This is a genomic window from Streptomyces sp. NPDC059452 (assembly GCF_042750035.1).
Classification (GTDB): domain Bacteria; phylum Actinomycetota; class Actinomycetes; order Streptomycetales; family Streptomycetaceae; genus Streptomyces.
Window position 1 is genome coordinate 174,572 of sequence record NZ_JBHYVE010000011.1, and the last position, 21,136, is coordinate 195,707.

Sequence of the window (21,136 nt, forward strand, 5' to 3'; positions counted from 1 at the left end):
GGGGCGAGGTGCGGGCCAGGATGCGGGGCGCCGCCCTTGGGGAACCGTCCAGGGCTCAGCCCCAGGGCATGTCTCCCCACGGTATGTCGCCGATCGGGAAGGCGGCAGCAGCGTGCGAGGAGGCGGGCGCCCCGGCCGACCCCCAGGGCATGTCGTCCTCCGGGCCCGTATTCGATGCTCCCGCTCTCCCTGTGGACATCGCCTGGAGTACGGCCAGGCTGGCGATGGTCCTGTTCACCGTCCGGGTACGGCTCATGTCGGATTCCCCTCATCGTGTTCCGTGGCTGCCGCTCGCTGCGGCACAAACGGAACACTAGGAACGGCAACTTTCTTTTCCGTGTCCCACCGATTTCATGGCCCAGGACGCCCACGAAATCGCCACGACATCGAGGAAAAAACGGCTTCCACTAACTTCGTGCGTAGGTTCTTCCCATGAATCACGAATGGGGCGGTGGATGGAATTCCGAGTGCTCGGGCCAGTAGAGGTACGGCGGGACGGCCACCGCGCCGCGCTCTCAGGAGCCAAGCTGCACACCGTACTCGCCGCTCTCCTCCTGGCCCGCGAGGAGGTGGTGTCCGACGAGCGGCTGTGCCGGCTGCTGTGGGGCTGGGCGCCCCCGACAACCGTCAGTGCACAGCTTTACACGTACGTTTCCCGCTTGCGCAAGATTCTCGGCGACGGTGCGACCATTGATCGTAAGCCACCGGGATATGCCATGTGCGTGGGCCCTGCGACATTTGACTTGAGAGAATTCGAAAGGCTCGCATTCGACGGGCGCGAGGCCCTGGTCGCCGAGGACTTCGAAAAGGCGGCCGATCTGCTGCGCGACGCCCTCGCCCGGTGGAACGGGCAGCCGTTCGCCAACGCGAGCGAATACCTCGCGGACGCCGAGGCCCCCCGTCTCCTGGAGGCCCGGGCGGTGACGCTGGAGCACCGCATCGACGCGGACCTGGCCCTCGGCAGGCATCAGCAGATCACCGGCGAACTCACCGGGCTCGTCGCGGAGTTCCCGCTGCGCGAGCGGATCAGGTGCCAGCTGATGACCGCCCTGTGCCGGTCCGGGAGGCAGGCGGACGCCATCCACCTGTACCACCACGGCCGGGCGGTGCTCGCCGAGGAGCTCGGGGTGAACCCGGGCGAGGAGCTCCAGGCCGCCTACCGGGCCCTGCTGGACGGCACGCTCGACCGGCAGCCCCGGTCCGCCGCCGCACCCTCGCGCGCCGGGGCCCGGCCACCGGCCCCGCCACCGCCCGCCGGGACCCCTGCGATGCTGCCTCCGGACACCGTCGACTTCACGGGCCGCCGCCTCGAACTGGAGCTGCTGTGCCGCGCGCTGGCCCCCGCCGGGCCGGGCGCGGCGCGGCCCCGCCGGGTCCTGGTCACCGGCATGGCGGGGCTGGGCAAGACCGCTCTGGCGGTGCACGCGGCCCACCGGTGCCGGCAGTACTTCCCCGACGGGCAGCTCTACGCCGACCTGCGCTCCCCGGACGGCACCCCGAGGCACCCCGCGCGGGTCCTGCACCGTCTGCTGAGGGCCCTGGGCCCGGTGGAGGACGTACCGGACGCCGACGATCTGGACCGGCTGACGCATCTGTACCGGGAGCGGACCCGTGGGCGGCAGTTGCTGATCGTGCTGGACAACGCGGCGGGGTCCGCCCAGTTGGGGTCGTTGCTGCCCAACACCCCGGAACCGGCGGTGCTGGTCACCGGGCGGACGGCCCTGCCCACCGTGGCCGGGGCGCACACCGTGGCCCTCGCGCCGCTGGCGCAGCCGGACGCGCTGGAGCTGCTCGCCGCGGCGGCCGGTCCCGCCCGGCTGGCGGCCGCGCCCGGTGCGGCGGCCTCGATCGTCGAGCACTGCGCCGGGCTGCCGCTGGCCCTGCGGATCGCCGGGACCCGGATCGCCGCCCGGCCGCTCTCTCCCCCCGACCGGCTCGCCCGCAGGCTGGCCGACCCCCTCACCCGGCTGCGGGAGCTGCACTCGGGCGAACTGGACGTCCACGCCTCGCTGCTGACCTCCTGGCGGGCGCTGGAGCCCGAGGTGCGGACGGTCTTCCCCGCCCTGGCGGCCCTCGGCTCGCGGCCGTTCCCGGCGGCCGACGCGGCGACGGCCCTGGAGCTGGCGGAGACCGCCGCGGAACGGCTGCTGGAGGCGCTCGCCGACGCGGCGCTGCTGGAGGTCAGCGGCGCGGACGAGGCGGGCCAGCCCTGCTACCTCTTCCACCCCCTCGTACGGCTCTTCGCGCTCTCCCTGGAGGAAGGGGCCCGGCACCGGGCGGCGGCCCCGAACATAACCGGCGGCTAACCCGCCGCCCCTAGCCTCGCGCTGCTCCGCAGAGGGAGGTCCCGGCCCGTACCGGCCCCGGGCACGTACCCGTCACCGGCCGCCAACGGCCCTGCACACCGAATGGAGTTGGACCATGACCGAGCTTCTGCCCGCCCGCGCGGACAGCGCCGTGTCGTTCCCGATGACCGAGACGCAGCAGGCCCTGATGATCGGGCGGGGCGAGGCCGTCGAGTTGGGCGGCATCGGCTGCTACGGCTACTTCGAGTGGGAGCGCCCCGACCTGGACCCGGAGCGGTTCGCCGCCGCCTGGCGCGCCGTGGTCGCCCGCCACGACATGCTGCGCGCGATCGGCAGCCCCGACGGCACCCAGTGGGTGCCCGCCGACCCGCTGCCGTTCGACATCCCGGTCGAGGACCTGCGCGGTCTGTCCGCCGGGGCGGCCGCCGAACGGCTGGCCGCGCTGCGCGACGAGATGAGCCATGTGGTCTTCCCGGTGGGCAGCTGGCCCCTGTTCGACCTGCGGATCATCCAGCTGGGCGGGCCGGAGAACCTCGGCCGGGTCCACCTGGGGATCGACCTCCAGGTGCTGGACGCCTCCAGCGCCTTCCAGGTGCTCTTCCCCGAGCTGGTCGACCTGTACGAGAACCCGGACGCCGAACTCCCCGAGCCCGGGATCGACTTCGCCGAGTACGCCCGCTGGCGCGCCGAGGCCCTGCCGCACACCGAGGCCTTCCGTACCGCCCGCGACTACTGGACGGAGCGGGTGCCCACCCTGCCGCCCGCCCCGTCACTGCCCTCCGGCGGCCCCGGCGGCGGCGGTGAGGTCCGCTTCGAGCGGCGGGAGCACCGGCTCTCCCCCTCCGCATGGCAGCGGTTCACCGAGCGCGCGCACGGTGCGGGGCTGACGCCTTCGGTGCTGCTCACCGCCGCGTTCGCCGAGGTGGTGCGGTGCTGGGCCGAGGAGCGCGACTTCACGGTCAACTACCCGGTGTTCCAGCGCCCGGCGGTCCACCCCGACATCACGGGCGTGCTGGGCGACTTCACCAACGCGGTGATGCTCGTCGCGGACGGGTCGGGCGCGACCTTCCTGGACCGCGCGCACGCCCTGCGCGACCAGCTCGCCCGCGATGTGGAGCACGGCGCCTTCAACGGGGTGCGGGTGCTGCGGGAGCTGACCCGGCTGCACGGGGCCGGGGCCCAGGCCGGTATGCCCGTCGTCGTCACCAGCCTGCTCGACTACCCGGTGCGCAGGCCCGTCACGGATCTGGGCCACGAGGTCTACTCGATCTCGCAGACCCCTCAGGTCTCGCTGGACGTGCAGTTGCGCGAGCTGGCGGGCGAGCTCCGGGTGATCTGGGACTTCGTCGATGGGGCCTTCGCACCGGGGTTCGTCGACGCCGCGTTCGGGGTGTACGTGGAGCTGCTGAAGCGGCTCACCGACGACCCGGAGGCGCTGCACACCCGGCGGTTCGACCTGGTTCCGCCGGCCGAGCGGGCGTTGCGCCGCGAGGTCAACGACACCGCCGGGCAGATCCCGTACATCACTCTGCACGAGCTGTTCGCCCGGCAGGCCGAGCGCACGCCCGACGCCGAGGCGGTGGTGGACGCGGGGCGGCGGCTGAGCTACGCCGAACTGGCCGCCTACTCCTGGCGGATCGGGCACACCCTGCGCGAGCACGGGGCCAGGCCCGGTGAGCTGGTCGCGGTGGTGATGGAGAAGGGCTGGGAGCAGTTCGCCGCGGTGTACGGAATCCTCGCCTCGGGCGCCGCCTATCTGCCGCTGGACCCGTCCGTGCCGCCGGAGCGGCTGCGCAGGCTGCTGGCCGACGCGAAGGTCGACCGCATCCTCACCCAGTCCTCGCTGGACTCCCGGATCAGCTGGCCGCCCACCGCGCGCCGCTACCGGGTGGACAAGGACTTCGAGACCGGCCCCGCCACCCGGCCCGGCATCGCGCAGACCCCGGCCGACCTGGCGTACACGATCTTCACCTCGGGTTCGACGGGTGAGCCCAAGGGCGTGATGGTCGACCACATCGGTGTGGTCAACCTGATCCACGATGTCGCCGAACGCTTCGCGGTCGGTCCCGGAGACCGGCTGCTGGCCATCTCGGGGCTGCACTTCGACGCCTCGATCTACGACGTCTTCGGCGTGCTGACCCAGGGCGGCACCGTGGTGGTGCCGCCGCCGTTCACCCATGCCGAGCCCGATGTCTGGGCCGAACTGGTGCGGGCCGAGCAGGTCACTCTGTGGAACTCCGTGCCCGTACTGATGGAGCTGCTGGTCGGTGAGGCGGAGGTGCGCGAGCGGCGGGGCGGCGGACGGCCGCTGGAGTCGCTGCGGCTGTCGGTGCTCTCCGGCGACTGGATCCCGCTGACCCTGCCGGACCGGCTGCGGGCGCAGAGCCCGCGGATCGAGGTGGTGGGCTCGGGCGGTCCGACCGAGACGATCTGCTGGTCGCTGTTCCAGCCGATCGGGGAGGTCGACCCGGAGTGGACGAGCATCCCCTACGGCAGGCCGATCACCAACCAGCGTTATTACGTCGTCGACGCGACCGGACACGAACGTCCGCTGGGGGTCGTCGGCGAGATGGCGGTGGCCAGCGACGTGGGGCTGGCGCTCGGCTACTGGAACGACCCGGAGCGTACCGCCGCCCGCTTCGTACACCTTCCGGAGAGCGGCGAACGGGCCTATCTCACGGGTGACTTGGGACGGTATCTGCCGGACGGCGCCATCGAGATCCTGGGCCGGGACGACTTCCAGGTCAAGATCCAGGGGCACCGGATCGAGCTGGGCGAGATCGAGGCGGAGCTGCGTCAGGACCAGGAGGTCGACGCGGCGGTGGTCGTGGCTCCCACCAGTACGCACGGGGTGCGGCGGCTGCACGCCTACGTGGTGGCCGGGGCGGGTTCCGGGGCCGGAGCGGGTTCCGGGGGCGGGGTGGGTGAACGGGTGCTGGAGCGGCTGGCCGACCGGCTGCCCGGCCATCTGGTGCCCGCCGCGCTGACGGTGCTGCCGGAGTTTCCGCTGACCCGCAACGGCAAGGTCGACCGGCTGCTGCTGGCCTCGTCCGCCGGGGAGCGGCAGTCGGCCGACGACACGGAGCGGCCCGGCGGCGAGGCCGGGGCGGGCAGTGCGCTGGAGCTCGTCCTGTGCGCGGCGGTCGCGGACATCCTCGGTCTGAACGGTGCGGCGCCGCAGGACAACTTCTACACCCTGGGCGGCGATTCGCTCAGCGGGACCCGGCTCGCGGGGCTGCTCAGGGAGCTGCTCGGGGTGCCGGTACCGGTCAGGACCGTGTTCCAGAACCCGGTGATCTCCGAGCTCGCCCGGAACATCGCCGCGGACGAGCAGCACGGCGCGGAGGCGGTCGCGGCCGCCGAGGCCTTCGGCGAACTGGAGGCCGAGGAAGGCGAGGAGGCCGAGGCGGGCGAGGACCGCGGGGCGCCCGGCTCCGGGTCCGCCACCGGGCCCACCACGCTCAGCACGGACGATTCCGAGAGGGGACAGTCATGAGTCTCACCCTGCCCGCGCCCGTCGACGGCCCCGTCGGGGAGGACCGGTCCCCCGGCGGCACCCCGCAGCCGCCGCCGGACCTGGTCGGCTTCGCGGCCCACGCGGGAGAGCGCCTCAAGGAGCGCGACCGCGTCCTGTACGACCTGCTGGCCCGGGAGTCGGCCCGGCAGCGCGACACCCTGATGATGGTCGCGGCGTCCAGCGTCGCCGACCCGTCCGTACTGGCCTGCGAGGGCAGCACGCTCGGCAATCTGACCGCCGAGGGGTATCCGGGCAACCGCTACCACGCGGGCTGCGGGGTGGCCGACGACATCGAACGCCTCGCGATCGACCGGGCCCGCGCCGCCTTCGGGGCGCAGGACGCCATCGTGCAGCCGCACTCCGGCTCCTCCGCCAACCTCGCCGTGATCACGGCCCTGCTGAACCCCGGCGACACCCTGCTCGGCCTCGATCTGGACTGCGGCGGCCACCTCACCCACGGCTCCCCCGCCTCGGTCACCGGACGCCACTACCGCGCGCACGGCTACCGGGTGACGCCCGAGGGGCTGCTCGACTACGGGCAGATCCGTGAACTGGCCCTGGCCCACCGGCCGAAGCTGATCGTGTGCGGGGCCAGCGCCTATCCGCGCTCCATCGACTTCGCCCGGTTCCGCGAGATCGCCGACGAGGCGGGCGCCTATCTCCTGGCCGATATCTCGCACATCGCGGGACTGGTCGCGGCCGGTCTCCACCAGAGTCCGATCGACCACGCCCATGTGACGACCACCAGCACCTACAAGCAGTTGTACGGGCCGCGCGGCGGGCTGATCCTGCTGGGCCGCGACGCCCGCGCGCCGGGGCCGGAGCGCGGCACCCTGGCCGCGACCCTGCGCCGGGCCGTCTTCCCCTTCACCCAGGGCACGCCCGACCTGGCGTCGGTGGCGGCCAAGGCCCGTGCCCTGGACTTCGTGGCCGGGCCCGGCTTCGCGGAAGTCGCCAAACGGCTCGCGGACGGCGCGCAGGCCATCGCCGAACGGCTCCTGGAGCGGGGCTTCCGGCTGGTCACCGGGGGCACGGACACCCATATGGTGCTGCTCGACCTGCGCGGTACCGGGGTCACCGGGGACCTGGCCGAGGAGGCCCTGGAGTCCTGCGGGATCGTCGTCAACCGCAACCGGGTCCCCGGGGACACCACCGGGGTGCGGGTGACGGGCGGGCTGCGCCTGGGCACCAACACACTGGCCGCCCGCGGCATGGACCGGCCGGTCGCCGCCGAGTGCGCCGACCTGGTCGCGGACGTCCTCACGGCGCTGCGCGCCCCGGGCGGCACCCTGCCGGACCCGCTGCGCGACCGGGTGCGCGCCCGGGTCTCCCAGCTCTGCGCCGCCCACCCCCTGCCGGGGTACCTGCCGTGACCTTCAGCGGCTTCCCGCCCTCGGCACTGCGCCTGTACGAGGATCTCGCGGCCGACAACGACAAGGAGGCGTGGCGGCTGCGCCACCGCGAGCGGTACGAACGGGACGTCCGGGCGCCGATGGACGAGCTGGCCGCCGAACTGACCGCCCTCTTCGCCCCGGCCGGCTCCGGTGAGCCGGCCGGGGCGGGCGGGCCGGGCGAGGCGGGCGGGGCAGCAGAGCCGATCGGGGCAGCCGGGCCGGGCGGGACTCCGGGCGTGCAGGTGCTGGGCCCGGTCCGGGACACCCGGATGTCGCACGACAAGTCCCCGTACAAGAGCTACCAGGGCGCCTATCTGGACCTGCTGCCCTGTCTGGGGCTGTGGGTGCACGTGGACCGGCACGGCCTGTACGCCTCCGGCCGCTGGTATCCGTACGGCGGGGCCGAGGTCGCCCGCTTCCGCGCCGCCGTCCAGGAGGAGGACGGCGGCGCGGAGCTGGCGGAGCTCACCGACCGGCTCCGGGCCCAGGGCTTCACCCTGGGCGGGGACCGGCTCAAGTCCCGGCCGCGCGGGATCCCCGCCGACCATCCCCGGCTGGAGCTGCTGCGCCACCGCAAGATCGACGCGGGCCGCCGTTACGGTCCGGCCGACGGCCTGCACACCCCGCGCGCCCTGGATCTCGTACGGGAGACCTGGGAGCTCGTACGGCCCCTGCTGGACTGGGCGGCGGCCCGCGAACTCACCCCACAGCCACGACCGTCGAGGAGTTGACGTACCGTCATGAATCACCGGAATGCCACGACCGTCGATCTGCGCAGCGACACCGTGACCAGGCCCGGGCCCGGGATGCGGGCCGCGATGGCCGCCGCCGAGGTCGGCGACGACCTCTTCGGCGAGGATCCGACCGTCCGCGCCCTGGAGGAGCGCACGGCCGCCCTCTTCGGCTTCTCCGCCGCTCTGTTCACGCCGTCGGGGGTGATGGCCAATCAGATCGCGCTCCAGCTCCTGGTGGGCCCCGGCGAGGAGTTGGTGTGTGACGCCGAGGCGCATGTCCTGGCGCACGAGGAGGGCTCCCCGGCCCGCTACGGCGGGATACAGACGCGTACGGTGGCGGCGCCGCGCGGGGTGATCACCGCGGAGCTGCTGGCCGGGGTGGTGCGGCGCGGGAACGCGTACACGCTCGGCAGCCGGGCCGTGGAGGTGGAGCAGACCCACACCCGCGCGGGCGGCACGGTCCAGCCGCTGGCGGCGCTGCGCGAGGTGCGGGAGCTGACGGCGGGGCTGGGTCTCGCCGTGCACATGGACGGCGCCCGGATCTGGAACGCCATGGCGGCGAGCGGGACTTCGGCCGCCCAGTACGGGAGCACCGCCGACTCGCTCGCGGTCTGCCTGTCGAAGGGGCTGGGCGCGCCGGTCGGCTCGGTGCTGCTGCTGAGCGAGGAAAACCTGGCCAGGGCAAGGAAGTTGCGGCATGGCATGGGCGGGGGCATGCGGCAGTCGGGCATTCTGGCGGCTGCGGGGCTGTACGCCCTGACCCACCATGTGGAGCGGGTCGCCGAGGACCACGACCACGCACGGCTGCTGGCGCGGGGGCTGCGGGACTCGGGCTTCTCGGTACGTCCGCCGGAGACCAACATCGTCCTCGTCGAGGCGCCCGGCGCCGGCGAGGCCGTCGCACGGGCCGCAGAGGAAGGAGTGCTGGTGACCGCCCCGGACCCGGGAACCGTCCGGCTGGTCACCCATCTGGACGCAGGAGAGAAGCAGTGCCGTCGGGCCCTTGAGGTGCTGATCGCCGTGCTGACGGAGACCGGCGCGGGTGCGTCGGGGCTCCGGGCGCGGGGACCGGCCGCGCATGAGCGCAGGGATGCCCGTCGGACTCGTACACAAGAGAGCGAAGTAGCAGCATGAGTTTGGAAGTACGGCCCGCCACGGCGGATCTGTGGGACGACGTCCGCCGGGTGCTTCAGCCCAGGAAGAGCGCGCACACCTGTTGGTGCATGGCGTGGCGGCTGTCCACCGGCGACTACGGGCGGATGACCGCCGACGAGCGCGGGGAGCACCTGCGCACCCTGGCGGAGAAGGCGGATCCGCCGCCCGGGGTGCTCGGATTCCTGGACGGCGAGGTGGCGGGCTGGTGCAATGTGGCGCCGCGCCGGCAGCTCGACCGGCTGACCGCCTCCAAGACGATCACCCCGGTGGACGACCTGCCGGTCTGGTCCGTGACCTGTTTCGTCGTACGCAAGGAGTTCCGGGGCCGGGGTGTCGCCTCGGGTCTGCTGGAGGGGGCCGTCGCGCACGCGGGGGCGCACGGCGCGCCCGCCGTCGAGGGGTACCCGGTGGACCCCGAGGGCGGCCGGGTGAATCCGACGCTCGCCTATGTCGGGACGATGGACATGTTCGAGCGGGCCGGGTTCCGCCGGGTCCAGCGCACGGAGGCCAAGAGCGACAAACGGTACCGCTGGGTGATGCGCCGCGACCTGTCCTGACGGTGCCGCCCGGTTCCGGGGCGAAGGGGCTCCCGCAGCCGCGGGGGCCCCTTCGCCGTCCGGCGGCTCAGGGGGTGTGCGCGGCGATGTCCCAGAGCTGGGCGGGGCGCCCGCAGCGCAGCGCCTCCCACGCCGCACGCCGGTAGCAGCCCGCCACCAGACCGTCCCGTACGAGTCCGGAGGCGCCGTGCAGGTGTACCGCGTCCCGGGTCACGTCGAGGGTGGTCTCCGCCGTGAGGGCGACCAGCCCGGCGGCCTCTCCCGGGGTCAGCCGACCCTGGTCGAGGTCGCGGGCGGCGTCGCCGACGGCCCAGCGCACGGCGTCCAGCCGGGCCAGCAGCCCCGCCACCCGGAGCCGGGGGCCCTGGTGCTTGACCAGGGCCTGGCCGAACTGCTGCCGCCCCCGGATGCGGGAGACGACGGCGGTCAGGGCGGCGGCGGTGAGACCGGCCAGCAGCGATGCCTGGTGGACGGCGGCGCGCAGCCCCACCCGGGCGAGCGCCTGCTCGGCGGCCACACCGCGCAGGAGCACCGACTCGGCCGGGAGGCGCGCCTCGTCGAAGACCGCGCCCGCGACGGCGCCTCCTCCGTGGTCGCGCAGCGGGCGTACGGTGACGCCCGGTGCGGGCAGCCTCACCAGGGCCGCGCACGGGCCGTCGGGCCCGGTGGCCAGGACCAGCAGGGCGTCCGGCGCCACCCCGGCGGCGAACGGTCCGGCCGTTCCGGTGACCACGACGGCCCCGCCGTCCGCGTCGGGCTTCCAGGTGAGCCCGGACGGTACGACACCGCGCGGGTCGGGCAGCCGGCCCGGCACGGCGATCCGGAAGTCGCCCGCCCGTACCGCGTCCAGGAGGCCGTCGGTGGTGTCGGTGGTAAGGGGGCCGAAGCCGGAGAGGAGGTCCAGGGCCAGGAGGGTGTCGGTGAGCGGGACGGGCTGCAGGGCGTTGCCGGCCTCCTCGCAGACCATGGCCAGGACCGCCTGCCCGAGGTCGAGCCCGTCCTTGTCGATGGGCAGGGCGAACTCCCAGGCGCCGACCTGGGTCAGCGCGTCCCAGGCGCCCGCGGGTGTGTCACCGTCGACCTCCAGGCCCTGTCGTACGGTGAGCCGCAGCTGCCGGAAGAGCGAGTCCTCGTCCTCCCGCTCCCGCCACCGCTCGGCGGGCGCCCCGGTGAGCGCGCCGTCCGCACCGTTTCCTTGGACCGCCTGGGATGTCACGGCCGTACCTCCTCGTCCGTACCGTTCACGATGACCGCCTGGTGCGTCACGGCCGTACCTCCGCCCCTGAGTCGAGACGCAGCCGGGCCAGCGTCTCCAGCATCATTTCGGCGGTGCCGCCCGATATCCGCATCCCCGGGGCTTCGCGCATCGCCGAATCGAGTGGGTGTGCCACCCCGTCGACCTCGGGGTCGTCGAGGGCCATGCTGGTGTCGCCGTCCAGCTCCGCTGCCCACCAGGCCACTTCGGCGGCGAGTTCGGTGGTGTACCACTTGGCGGCGGCGGCCTCGTCCTCGGTGAGTTCGCCCCGGTCCAGGCGGGTGAGGACGCGGCGGACGAGGGTGCCGGCGGCGAGCAGCCGGGCGTTCAGCTTGGCCAGGCCGATCTGGTCGTGCTGGCCCGCCTCCAGCCGTTCGGTGTGGGCCTCCAGCCGTTCCACGGCGGCCCGGTACCAGCGCAGCGCCTTCACGTAGTAGTCGAGTCCGGTGCGCTCGAAGGCCAGGGTCTTGACGACGATGGCCCAGCCCTGGCCCCGCTCGCCGACGACGTCGTCGGCGGTGACGGCGACCCCGTCGAGCGCGACCTCGTGGAAGGCGTCGTCGCCGATCCCGTCGATCTGACGGATCGTCACCCCTGGCTGGGCCAGCGGGACGAGGAAGAGACTGAAGGCGTCGTCCTCGCCCCGGGCCAGGCAGAGTCCGTAGTCGGCGAACCGCGCGAAGAGCGAGTGGACCTTGGTCCCGTACAGCTTGTAGCCGCCCCGGCCGTCGGAAACGGCGCGGGTGGAGAGGATGTTGAGGTCCGAACCGGCCTGCGGCTCGCTGAAGAGTACGCAGCCGAAGGCTGTGCCCGCGGCGAACCCCGGCAGGTGGCGGGCCTTCATGGCGGGGCTCGCGACGTTGAGGAGCGTGGAGCCGACGATCTGCACGGTGAGGGTGTGCAGCAGGTCGGGGACGTCGTGCATGGCGAGCTCCTCGACCAGCACGGCGGCCGCGACCTGGCTGACGCCCCGGCCCCCGTACTCCTCGGGCCACTGCGGCGCGAGGAGGCCCCGTTCACCCAGGGCCCGGTGGACGGGCCGGGGATCCCGGGTGCGCCGGGCCTCGGCGACGGGTGCGGAGACCAGGATGTCGTGGATGTCCTCGCGCAGGGCCCGCATGGGGGTGCGGGCCACTCCGGCTCCGCTGCGCACGAGCCCGCAGTCCGCGGGCGCGCGGTAGAACTCGGTGGTGAGCACGGGCAACTCCCTTGGCGGGTAGGGGTGGTTCGGGTGAAAGGGGAAGATGTCACGGATGGCTGCGGATGGTCACAGAGGGGAGTCGGGTGCGGTCGCGGCTCGGTGCAGCACCTCCTCGATCCCGGCGAGCAGGCCCCGTACGCCCTCGGGGGTGATCGCGTGCCGGTTGTACTCGGCGGTGCCGCCGATCTCGCCGTCCCGTTCCACCAGCCCGACGCAGGCCAGGGTGGCGGCCGGGTCCGGGCTGTAGAGCTCCAGGTGGCGGGCGGGCGGCCCCGGCAGCTGGCCGACCTCGATGCCGGGCAGCTCCAGGGGGACGGCCGGATAGTTGTGCAGGGCGAAGAGCACGTCGTACGGGGGTGGCGTGCCGTCGCCGAACAGGGCGTCCACCGGCAGGCGTTGGTGGCCCAGCGCCTCGGCGACGGCGGTGCGGGTGCGGCGCAGGAGCTCCGGGAAGCCGGGGCCGCCCGCGAGGTCGATACGGATCGGCACGACGGTGGTGAACTGGCCGACGGCCCCTTCGAGCGGTGCCGCGAACCGGCCCGCCGCCGGGGTGCCGATCACCGCCGAGGTACGCCCCTGCCGCCGGGCCAGGACCACCGCCAGCGCGGCCAGCAGCGTCATGAACGGGGTGGCCCCCTCCCCCGCGCCCAGGGCGAGACCGGCCTCCACCGGTCCCCGGGCCAGCCGGACCGGCAGATGGCCTCGGTCGAATCCGGCGGGGCACCGGGCGGCGGGCGGGTCGGCGGCGAACACGGCCCGGCGGCGGGCCAGTTCGGCCGTCCCGTCCGGCCCGGCCAGCCAGCGGTGCTGCCACTGCGCGTAGTCGGCGAACTGGAGTCCGGGCGGGGCGGGCTCCGCCGGGCCCGCGCGGTAACCGGCGGCCAGGTCCGCGAGGAAGACCCCGGAGGACCACCCGTCGAAGACCGCGAGGTGGGAGGCGAGGATCAGGACGTGCTCGTCGGGGGCGGTACGCAGCAGCCGGAAGGCGCTGGTGCGTCCGGTCTCCAGGTCCAGGACGGTGGAGGCGCTTTCGGCGACCTCCCGGGCGACCCGCTCGGCGGCGGCCCGGGCGGGGAAGCCCGTGAGGTCGGCCCGGGTGAGCCGCAGGGCCGGCTCCTCGTCCACGTACAGCCGTGGTCCCTCGGTCGTGGAGCGCACCAGCCTGGTGCGCAGGGCGCCGTGGCGGCGCAGCACCCCGGTGAGCGCCTCGGTCAGCCGCCCCTGGTCCAGGGGGCCGGTCAGCCGCAGCGCGTGCGAGCCGGTGGCGACGGCGGGGTGGGTGCGCTCCCTGCTCCACAGCCTGTTCTGGAGGGCGGTCGGCGGGACCGGCCCCGTGCCGGAGCGCGGGACCGGGTGGGCGGGTACCGGCTGCCGGGCGGCGAGCAGCAGCCGGGCCAGCTCGCGCCGGTCCTCGGGCAGCGCGGCCAGCGCCCCGTCCAGGGCGGCCTGCCCGGCCATCAGGGCCCCTCCGGGCTCTGGAGGGTGCCGAGGAGGGCGGCGGCCTCGTCGTCGCTCATGTTCTCGATCTGCTCGAACACCGCGAGCAGCCGCTCCTGTTCGCCCGCGGCCTCGGCCTTGGCGGTCCGGACGAGTTCGGCGAGGCCGGAGACGGTCGGCCTGCTGAAGAAGTCGGCCAGGGCGATGTCGATGCCGAAGAGGGCCCGGACCCGGGAGACCACGATGGTGGCCTGGAGGGAGCTGCCGCCCAGGGCGAAGAAGTCGCCCTCCACGTCCGGGTTCTGCCATTCCAGCAGCGGGGTGAGGATGTCGCGGCAGATCTGCTCCTCGATGGCGTCGCGCGGCGCGGTGCCGCCCTGGGACGCCTGATCCGTCGGCAGCGGCAGGGCCCCGGTGTCGATCTTCCCGTGCGGGGTGAGCGGCAGTTCGTCCAGGACGACGACGACCGGGACCATGTAGCCGGGGAGCCGGACGGCGGTGTAGGCGCGCAGCCCCTCGGCGTCGGCGACCTCGGAGGCGTAGGAGCCGACCTGTTCGACGGTGACGTAGGCGGCGAGCATCCGCTCTCCGCCCGCCGCGGGCTGGGCGAGGACGACGGCCTGCTGTACGGAGGGGTGCCCGGTCAGGACGGCCTCGACCTCGCCCGGCTCGATCCGGTGGCCGCGCACCTTGAGCTGGCGGTCGGTGCGGCCGAGGAAGTCCAGGTTGCCGCCGGGCAGCCAGCGGACCAGGTCGCCCGTGCGGTAGAGGCGGGCGGTCTCGGGGCCGTCGGCGTAGGGGTTGTCGGCGAAGTGTTCGGCGGTGAGTTCGGGACGGCCCAGGTAGCCCCGGGCCACACCGGGGCCCGCCACGCAGAGTTCGCCGGGCACGCCGGGGGGCACCGGCCGCAGCCGCTCGTCGAGCACGAAGGCCTGGTGGCCGGGCATGGGGCGGCCGATCGGCGGATTGCGGTCGTAGGCCCCGGTGCAGTCCATCAGCGTCACCGCGACGGTCGCCTCCGTAGGGCCGTAGCCGTTGACGAACCGGCGCTCCCCGGCCGTCCATTCGGCGACCAGCCGCCCCGGGAAGGCCTCGCCGCCCACCGAGACCAGCCGCAGATCGGGCAGATCCGCCGGGTCGAGCAACGGCAGGAGGGCGGGCGGGAGTTCGGCTACGGAGACCTCCTCCTCGCGCATCCGCCGCTGGAGCAGGGCCGGGTCGCGGCGTTCGTCGTCGGTGGCGATGACGAGGGAGCCGCCGGCCAGCAGGGTGGCGAAGATCTCGAAGACGGAGACGTCGAAGGTGAGCGGGGCGAAGTGCAGGACCCGGTCGGCGGCCTTGATCTCGTAGGCCTTGGCGATGGTGCGGGAGAAGTGGGTGACCGAGCGGTGCTCGATCATGACGCCCTTGGGGGTTCCGCTGCTGCCCGAGGTGTAGAGCACATAGGCGAGGTCGGCGGGGGTGGAGCTGGGGGCGAGCGAGGGGACCTCGCGCACGGGGGCGGCGGTGCCGGTGGCCACCAGCTCCAGCGGGAGGGGCAGTTGGGCGCTGTCGTCGACGAGGGCGTGGCGGACCCCGGCGTCGGTCAGCACGGTACGGATCCGCTCGGCCGGGGCGGCCGGGTCGACCGGGACGTAGTGTCCGCCCGCCTTGAGGACGCCGAGGACCCCCGCGACGGCGGCCGGGCCGCGGGCCACGCAGACCGCGACCGGGTCCCCGTGTCCGACGCCCCGGTCGCGCAGCCGGTGGGCGATGGCCTCGGACCAGCGGTCGAGTGCGGCGTAGTCCAGCCGGGTGGAGCCGTGGCGGACGGCGACGGCGTCGGGGTGGATGGTGGCCCGCTCCCGGAAGGCGCGGTCCAGGGTGGTCGTCCAGGCGGCCTCGTCGACCGGTCCGCCCCGGGAGAGCTCGCGGGCGTGCCGGGAGGCGGTCGGCTCCTCGACCAGGCTGATCTCGCCGACCTTGAGGCCGGGGTCGGCGGCGACCTGCTGGAGGACCTGCTGGAAGGCGGCGAGGAGGGCGCTCGCGGTGCCGTGCCGGTAGAGGGAGGTGTTGTATTCGAGGGAGAGCTCCAGGCCCTCGTTCTCGCCGACGAGGAAGCTCATGTCGAACTTGGCGGCGCCGTCGTGGAGTTGGTCCATCGTGAACTCGACGTCCGCCGCCTGCGCCCGGTGGGTGCCCCAGCGGCCCAGCGAGGTGAACTCGATCTGGAACAGCGGGTGGCGCAGCGGGTCGCGGACCGGCCGGACCGCCTCCACCACCTGCTCGAAGGGGAGTTCGCTGCTGGTGAAGGACTCCATCACGGAGGCGGCGGTACGGGTGACCAGCTCGCGGAAGGTGAGGGTGTCGGAGACCTCCGTACGCAGGGTGATCATCTGGACGAAGCAGCCGATCACCTGCTCCAGGTCGGGGTGCGGGCGGGAGGCGCTGGCCGTGCCGACGACGACGTCCTCGGTCCGGGTCCAGTGCCGCAGCAGCGCGTTGAAGGCGGCCAGCAGGGTGGTGAAGACCGTGGTGTTGTGGGCGTCGGCGAGTTCGGTGAGCCGGTCCAGGAGCTTCTGGTCGAGAACCAGTTTGAGGCCCCGGCCGTCGCCCTTGGTCTCGGGGCCGCGCGGGTGGTCGGGCCGGACCTCGGTGGCCACGGCGCCGGCCAGGAGCTGGCGCCACTTGGCGGCGAGCGCCCGGCCGTGCTCGTCGTTCTCCAGCTTGGCCCGCTGCCAGGCCGCGAAGTCGGCGTACTCGACGGCGAGCCGGGGGGCCTCGGGGCGCTTTCCGGCGGCGGCCGCGGCGTAACCGGCGGTCAGCTCCTCGGTGAAGATCCGGGTGGAGCCCGGGTCCCAGGCGATGTGGTGGACGACCCAGAGCAGGACGTGCCGCTCCGGGGTCAGCCGCACCAGGTGGGCGCGGACGGGCGGTCCGGCGGCCAGGTCGAAGGGGGCGGCGGCGCAGGAGGCGGTGAGCTCGGCCAGCTCGCGGTCGGGGTCCTCGCTGTCGGCGAGGTCGGTGCTCTGGATACCGAGGACGAAGGAGGGGACGGGCTCCTGCCAGGGGACGCCGTCGATCTCGACGAGTTTGCTGTGGAGCACCTGGTGGCGGGCGACCACGGCGTTCAGCGCCTCGTGCAGGGCGGCGCGGTCGAGCGGGCCGCCCAGGGTGATGGCGAGGGCGATGTTGTTGCGGGCCTTTCCGGCGCCGAGCTTGTCGACGAACCACATCTGCTCCTGCTGGTAGGAGGAGCGGGAGCGCGGTCCGTGGTCGGTGCGGGTGAGTTCGATGCCGCGCCCCACACCGGCCGTCATCTGGTTGCGCATCCGGCCCAGCAGCCGGGAGCGCTGTCCCTGGGGCAGACGGCCGAGCCGTTCGGCGAGGTCAGACATGGGTTCCTCCGTTGCGGTGCAGATCGGCGAGCAGGGCGGCGAGCCGCTCGGGCAAGTGCTTGGCGAAGTAGTGACGGCCGCCGGGGATGACGGCGAGCCGGACGTCGGCCGCGTACGCGCCCCAGGCGCGGTACCCCTCCTCGTACCCCTCGGTCGCTTCGTCGGCGTCGCCGATGATGCAGGTCAGGGGCGTGGTCAGGGGCCGTTCGAAGCCGCCGGGGTGGCGGGCGAAGAAGCGGGCGGCCTCGGTCATGTCGTGCCGGACCATCCGCAGGACGGCGCTCAGGTCCCGGTCGTCCAGGACGCCGTCGAAGCCGTCCATGGTGGTCAGGTAGGCGACGAGGTCGTCGTCGCCGGAGACCCGCTCCATCTCCAGGGCGTACTGCGGGTCGTCCTCGGGGAGTGCGGCGGCGAGGTCCAGGGCGACGGGGCGCTCGCCCAGCCGTTCGAGCACCTGGGTGGTCTGGAGCGCGGTGACGACACCCGCGCAGTGTCCGTAGACCGCGTACGGGCCGGTCACGGTACGGGCGATCTCGGCGGCGGCGAGTTCGGCGAATTCGGGGACCGGCAGCATCGGGCCGGGGCGCAGCGGGTCGTGGCCGGGCGGGGAGACCGCCATCAGCTCGATGTGGGGCGGGAGTTGGGCGGCGAGCGGCTGGTAGGCGATGGCGTCGCCGCCGCCGTGCGGGAAGCAGACGAGGGTCAGGGCGGTGGTGCCCGGCGGGCGCTGGGGGGTGAGGCGGTGCAGCAGCCGGTGGTGGCCGCCGCCGGTTCCGGCGAGCTCCGCGCACCGTGCGGCGAGACCGGCCGGGGTCGGGTTGCTGAAGAGGTCGACGACGCGCAGGGCGTCCGCTCCCCCGCCGGGCAGGGCCGTGGCGACGGCCCGTACGGCCCGGACGGCGGCGAAGGAGTCTCCGCCGAGGGCGAAGAAGTCGTCGGCCGGGGCGACTTGGGGCAGACCGAGCACCTCGGCCCAGACCGCCGCGATGTGCTGGGCGACCGGGTCCCCGTCCGCCGGGGCGGCGACGGCGGTGGCGGTCCGGGCGCCGGAGCCGGTGGGCGGTCCGGGCAGGGCGTTGCGGTCGACCTTGCCGTTGGGGCTCAGCGGCAGCCGGTCCAGCGGTGTCACTTCGGCGGGGACGCAGTGCGGGGGCAGGACCGTGGCGAGCGCGGCCCGCAGGGCGGCGGTGTCCAGCTCCACGCCCTCCTCGGGGACGACGTGGGCGACGAGGCGGTCGGAGCCGGTGGCGGTCCGGCGGGCGGTGACGACGGCCTCGCGGACACCGGGCCGCTCGCGCAGGGCGCTCTCCACCTCGCCGGGTTCGATGCGCAGCCCGTTCAGCTTGATCCGGAAGTCGGTGCGGCCGAGGAGTTCGACGGTGCCGTCGGGGTGCCGGCGGGCCAGGTCGCCGGTGCGGTAGAGGCGTTCGGTGCGGCCGGGCTCCAGTTCGACGTGGACGAACTTCTCGGCGGTGAGCTCGGGCCGGTTCAGATAGCCGCGGGCCAGTCCGACGCCGCCGAGGTGGAGTTCGCCGGGTACGCCGACGGGGACGAGGCGGTCGCCGGGGTCGAGGATGTGGGCGTGCTGGTTGGCCATGGGGCGGCCGTACGGGAGTTTCGTCCACCGGGGATCGACCCGGCCGACCCGGTACTCCAGCGAGTGGATGGAGGCTTCGGTGGCTCCGCCGAGCGCGACGAAGGACAGCCCGGGTGCGAAGGCGCGGATCCGGTCGGGCTGGGTGACGGGGATCCAGTCACCGCCGAGGAACGCGGTCCGCAGCAGCGGCAGTTGGGGGCCGTGGGCGTGTTCGAGCTGGTCGACGAGGAGGCCGAGGAGGGCGGGGGCGGAGTTCCAGACGGTGACGTCGTGCCGCTCCAGCAGCTCGGCCCAGTGCGCCGGGTCCTTGGCGGCGGCCGGGTCGGGCAGGACGAGCGCGCCGCCGGCCGCCAGGATGCCGAGGGTCTCGTAGACGCTCATGTCGAAGCTGGGCGAGGAGAGGCCGAGGACGCGGTCGGCGGGGCCGATGCCGTACGAACGGTTCAGGTCCAGCAGGTTGTTGACCACCCCCCGGTGTTCCAGGGCGATGCCCTTGGGGGTGCCCGTGGAGCCGGAGGTGAAGATGACGTAGGCGAGGTCGCGCGAGGTGACGGGGACGGCCGGGCGGGTGGCGGGCAGTTCGGCGAGTGCGGCCCGGTCGGTGTCCAGCAGGACCCGTACGGTCCCGTCGGGGACGGGGACACGGCCGATGAGTTCGGAGTCGGAGACGATCAGGGGCGGGGCGGCGTCCCGCAGCAGCAACGCGAGGCGTTCGGCGGGGTAGTCGGGGTCGAGGGGGACGTAGGCGCCGCCCGCCTTGAGGACGGCGAGGATCGCGGTGACCAGTCCGGGGCCCCGGCGCAGGCACAGCGCCACGGTCCGGTCGGGGCCCGCCCCGGCCTCGACGAGCCGGTGCGCGAGCCGGTTGGCCCGCTCCTCCAGCTCCCGGTAGGTGACGCTCCAGCCGCCGAGCCCGCCCAGGAGCACGGCGGGGGCGTCGGGTGTGCGGTCGGCGTGCTGCTCGAAGAGCTGGTGCAGGCAGGCGTCCTGCGGGAACGGGGCGCCGGTGGCGTTCCAGCCGTCCAGGGCGGCGCGCCGCTCGTCCTCGGTGAGCAGCGGGAGGGCCGACAGCGGGGTCCGGGGGTCCTCGACCGCTCCGTGGAGGGTGGTCAGGAAGTGGCCGAGCAGGCGGTCCACGGTCGGCGCGTCGAAGAGGGCGGTGGGGTACTCCACCAGGGCGCGGACCGCGCTGCCGTTGTCATGGACGCTGATCATGAGGTCGTACTTGGTCGCGTGCGAGGAGAAGTCGATCGCCTCGGTCTCCAGTCCGGCCAGGCCGGGGGCGGTGTCGGAGGTCTCGTCGAGGAGGAACATCACGGAGGTCAGCGGCGGCCTGCTCGGGTCCCGGGGCAGCCCCAGGGCGTCCACGATGAGGTCGAAGGGCATCTCCTGGTGCGCGTACGCCTGGAGCGTGGTGTGGCGGGTGGAGCGCACCAGTTCGGCGAAGCCGGGGTCGCCGCCCGTGCGGATGCGCAGCGGCAGGGTGTTGACGAAGAAGCCGATGAGGTCGCCGAAGGCCGGGTGGTCGCGGCCGGAGACGGAGGTGCCGACGACGATGTCCTCCTGGCCGGTCCAGCGGCGCAGGGTGGCGGCGAACCCCGCCAGCATCGTCATGTAGAGGGTGGCGCCCTCGGACTTGCCGAACTCACGCAGACGCTCGATGAGTTCGGGCGGCAGATCGATGTAGCGGGAGGCTCCGGCGTGCCCGAAGACGGGGGGCCTCGGCCGGTCGGTGGGCAGGTCGACGGGGGCGGCTCCGGCGAGCTCCTCCCGCCAGAAGGAGGTGAGGCCCGCCAGCCGGTCGCCGCTGACCCGGCGGCGCTGCCAGACGGCGAAGTCGGCGTACTGGAGGGCGAGCGGGACGGGCCGCGCGGCGGGAGCCCCGGTGCGGGCGGCGTAGGCGCGTTCCAGTTCGGTGGTCAGGATCCGCATCGACCAGCCGTCGGTGACGATGTGGTGGAGGTTGAGGACCAGTACGTGGTCCTCGGCGTCGATGCGGCCGAGCCTGGCCCGTACGGGAACGGCACCGGCCAGGTCGAAGGGGGCGCCCGCGTCCGCGTCGTAGAACGGCCGGACGGCCTCCTCGCCGGGCAGTTCGGTCACCGGGAGGGGCAGCCGGAAGCCGTCCACCACGCGGGGTACGGCCTCGGCGGCGCCGTCCTGGTAGGTGTAGACGGTACGCAGCACCTCGTGGCGGTCCACGGTCTCCTGGAGCGCCGCGTGCAGGGCCGGGACGTCCAGGGGACCCCGGATGCGGGTGGCCACCGGCACGTTGTAGGCGGGGCTGCCGGGCTGGAGCTGGTCGATGAACCAGAGCCGCCGCTGCGCGAAGGAGAGCACCGGCGGGTCCGCCGGATCGCGGGGCGCCGGCTCGGGGTCCTCCCGCACGGCGTCGCGCGCTCCGTTGCGGCCCGCCAGGGCCTGGAACAGGGCCCGGCGGGACTTCGGCAGTGCGGCTATGCGTTCGGCGAGGGACTCGCTCACCTTGAGCCTCCGTGCGTCTTCGGGAGAGGGAGTACGGCAGGTCGCACACCGCGGGGCTCGCGGGTGCGGGGAGTGCGAGGTGCGGACGTGCGGACGTGCGGACGTGCGGGGTGCGGGGTGCG

Annotated in this window: 11 protein-coding genes; 6 read left to right on the forward strand and 5 right to left on the reverse strand. The window is 74.0% G+C overall.

Translation table 11 applies throughout. The features are described from left to right. The first annotated feature begins 455 nt into the window (after positions 1-455). From ACFW9Z_RS17250 to ACFW9Z_RS17275, 6 genes are all read left to right on the forward strand, one after another. Complete coding sequence (locus ACFW9Z_RS17250) at positions 456-2,306, forward strand: BTAD domain-containing putative transcriptional regulator (protein ID WP_384640962.1); 1,851 nt, start codon at positions 456-458, stop codon at positions 2,304-2,306. Between the two features lie 115 nt (positions 2,307-2,421). Beyond that, positions 2,422-5,802 (forward strand): amino acid adenylation domain-containing protein, encoded by a 3,381-nt coding sequence (locus ACFW9Z_RS17255; RefSeq protein ID WP_384640965.1) that lies wholly within the window; start codon positions 2,422-2,424, stop codon positions 5,800-5,802. Beyond that, entirely contained in the window at positions 5,799-7,196 is a 1,398-nt protein-coding gene (gene glyA, locus ACFW9Z_RS17260; protein ID WP_384640968.1) for a serine hydroxymethyltransferase, read from the forward strand. The genes ACFW9Z_RS17255 and glyA overlap by 4 nt, the downstream gene beginning before the upstream one ends. Next, positions 7,193-7,948, forward strand: a complete 756-nt coding sequence (locus ACFW9Z_RS17265) for a DUF2461 family protein (protein WP_384640970.1) — start codon at positions 7,193-7,195, stop codon at positions 7,946-7,948. The genes glyA and ACFW9Z_RS17265 overlap by 4 nt, the downstream gene beginning before the upstream one ends. A 9-nt stretch (positions 7,949-7,957) precedes the next feature. Then, positions 7,958-9,085 carry a threonine aldolase family protein gene (locus ACFW9Z_RS17270; protein ID WP_384640973.1) on the forward strand — a complete coding sequence of 376 codons (1,128 nt, stop codon included), beginning with the start codon at positions 7,958-7,960 and terminating at the stop codon, positions 9,083-9,085. After that, complete coding sequence (locus ACFW9Z_RS17275; RefSeq protein WP_384640976.1) at positions 9,082-9,663, forward strand: GNAT family N-acetyltransferase; 582 nt, start codon at positions 9,082-9,084, stop codon at positions 9,661-9,663. Before ACFW9Z_RS17270 ends, ACFW9Z_RS17275 begins: the two co-directional genes overlap by 4 nt. Positions 9,664-9,730: 67 nt before the next feature. On the opposite strand, the gene ACFW9Z_RS17280 is transcribed toward ACFW9Z_RS17275, so the two are convergent. The 5 genes from ACFW9Z_RS17280 to ACFW9Z_RS17300 form a co-directional block, all read right to left on the reverse strand. Next, complete coding sequence (locus tag ACFW9Z_RS17280) at positions 9,731-10,879, reverse strand: acyl-CoA dehydrogenase family protein (protein ID WP_384640979.1); 1,149 nt, start codon at positions 10,877-10,879, stop codon at positions 9,731-9,733. Positions 10,880-10,925: 46 nt separating this feature from the next. Next, a complete protein-coding gene (locus ACFW9Z_RS17285; protein ID WP_384640982.1) occupies positions 10,926-12,116 on the reverse strand; it encodes an acyl-CoA dehydrogenase family protein in 1,191 nt (396 codons plus the stop codon). A 69-nt stretch (positions 12,117-12,185) separates the two neighbouring features. After that, positions 12,186-13,577 (reverse strand): condensation domain-containing protein, encoded by a 1,392-nt coding sequence (locus ACFW9Z_RS17290; RefSeq protein WP_384640985.1) that lies wholly within the window; start codon positions 13,575-13,577, stop codon positions 12,186-12,188. Beyond that, positions 13,577-16,933: an amino acid adenylation domain-containing protein gene (locus ACFW9Z_RS17295; protein WP_384640988.1), complete on the reverse strand. Its 3,357-nt coding sequence runs from the start codon at positions 16,931-16,933 to the stop codon at positions 13,577-13,579. The genes ACFW9Z_RS17290 and ACFW9Z_RS17295 overlap by 1 nt, the downstream gene beginning before the upstream one ends. Further along, positions 16,926-21,014, reverse strand: a complete 4,089-nt coding sequence (locus ACFW9Z_RS17300; protein WP_384640991.1) for an amino acid adenylation domain-containing protein — start codon at positions 21,012-21,014, stop codon at positions 16,926-16,928. The genes ACFW9Z_RS17295 and ACFW9Z_RS17300 overlap by 8 nt, the downstream gene beginning before the upstream one ends. Positions 21,015-21,136 lie beyond the last annotated feature (122 nt).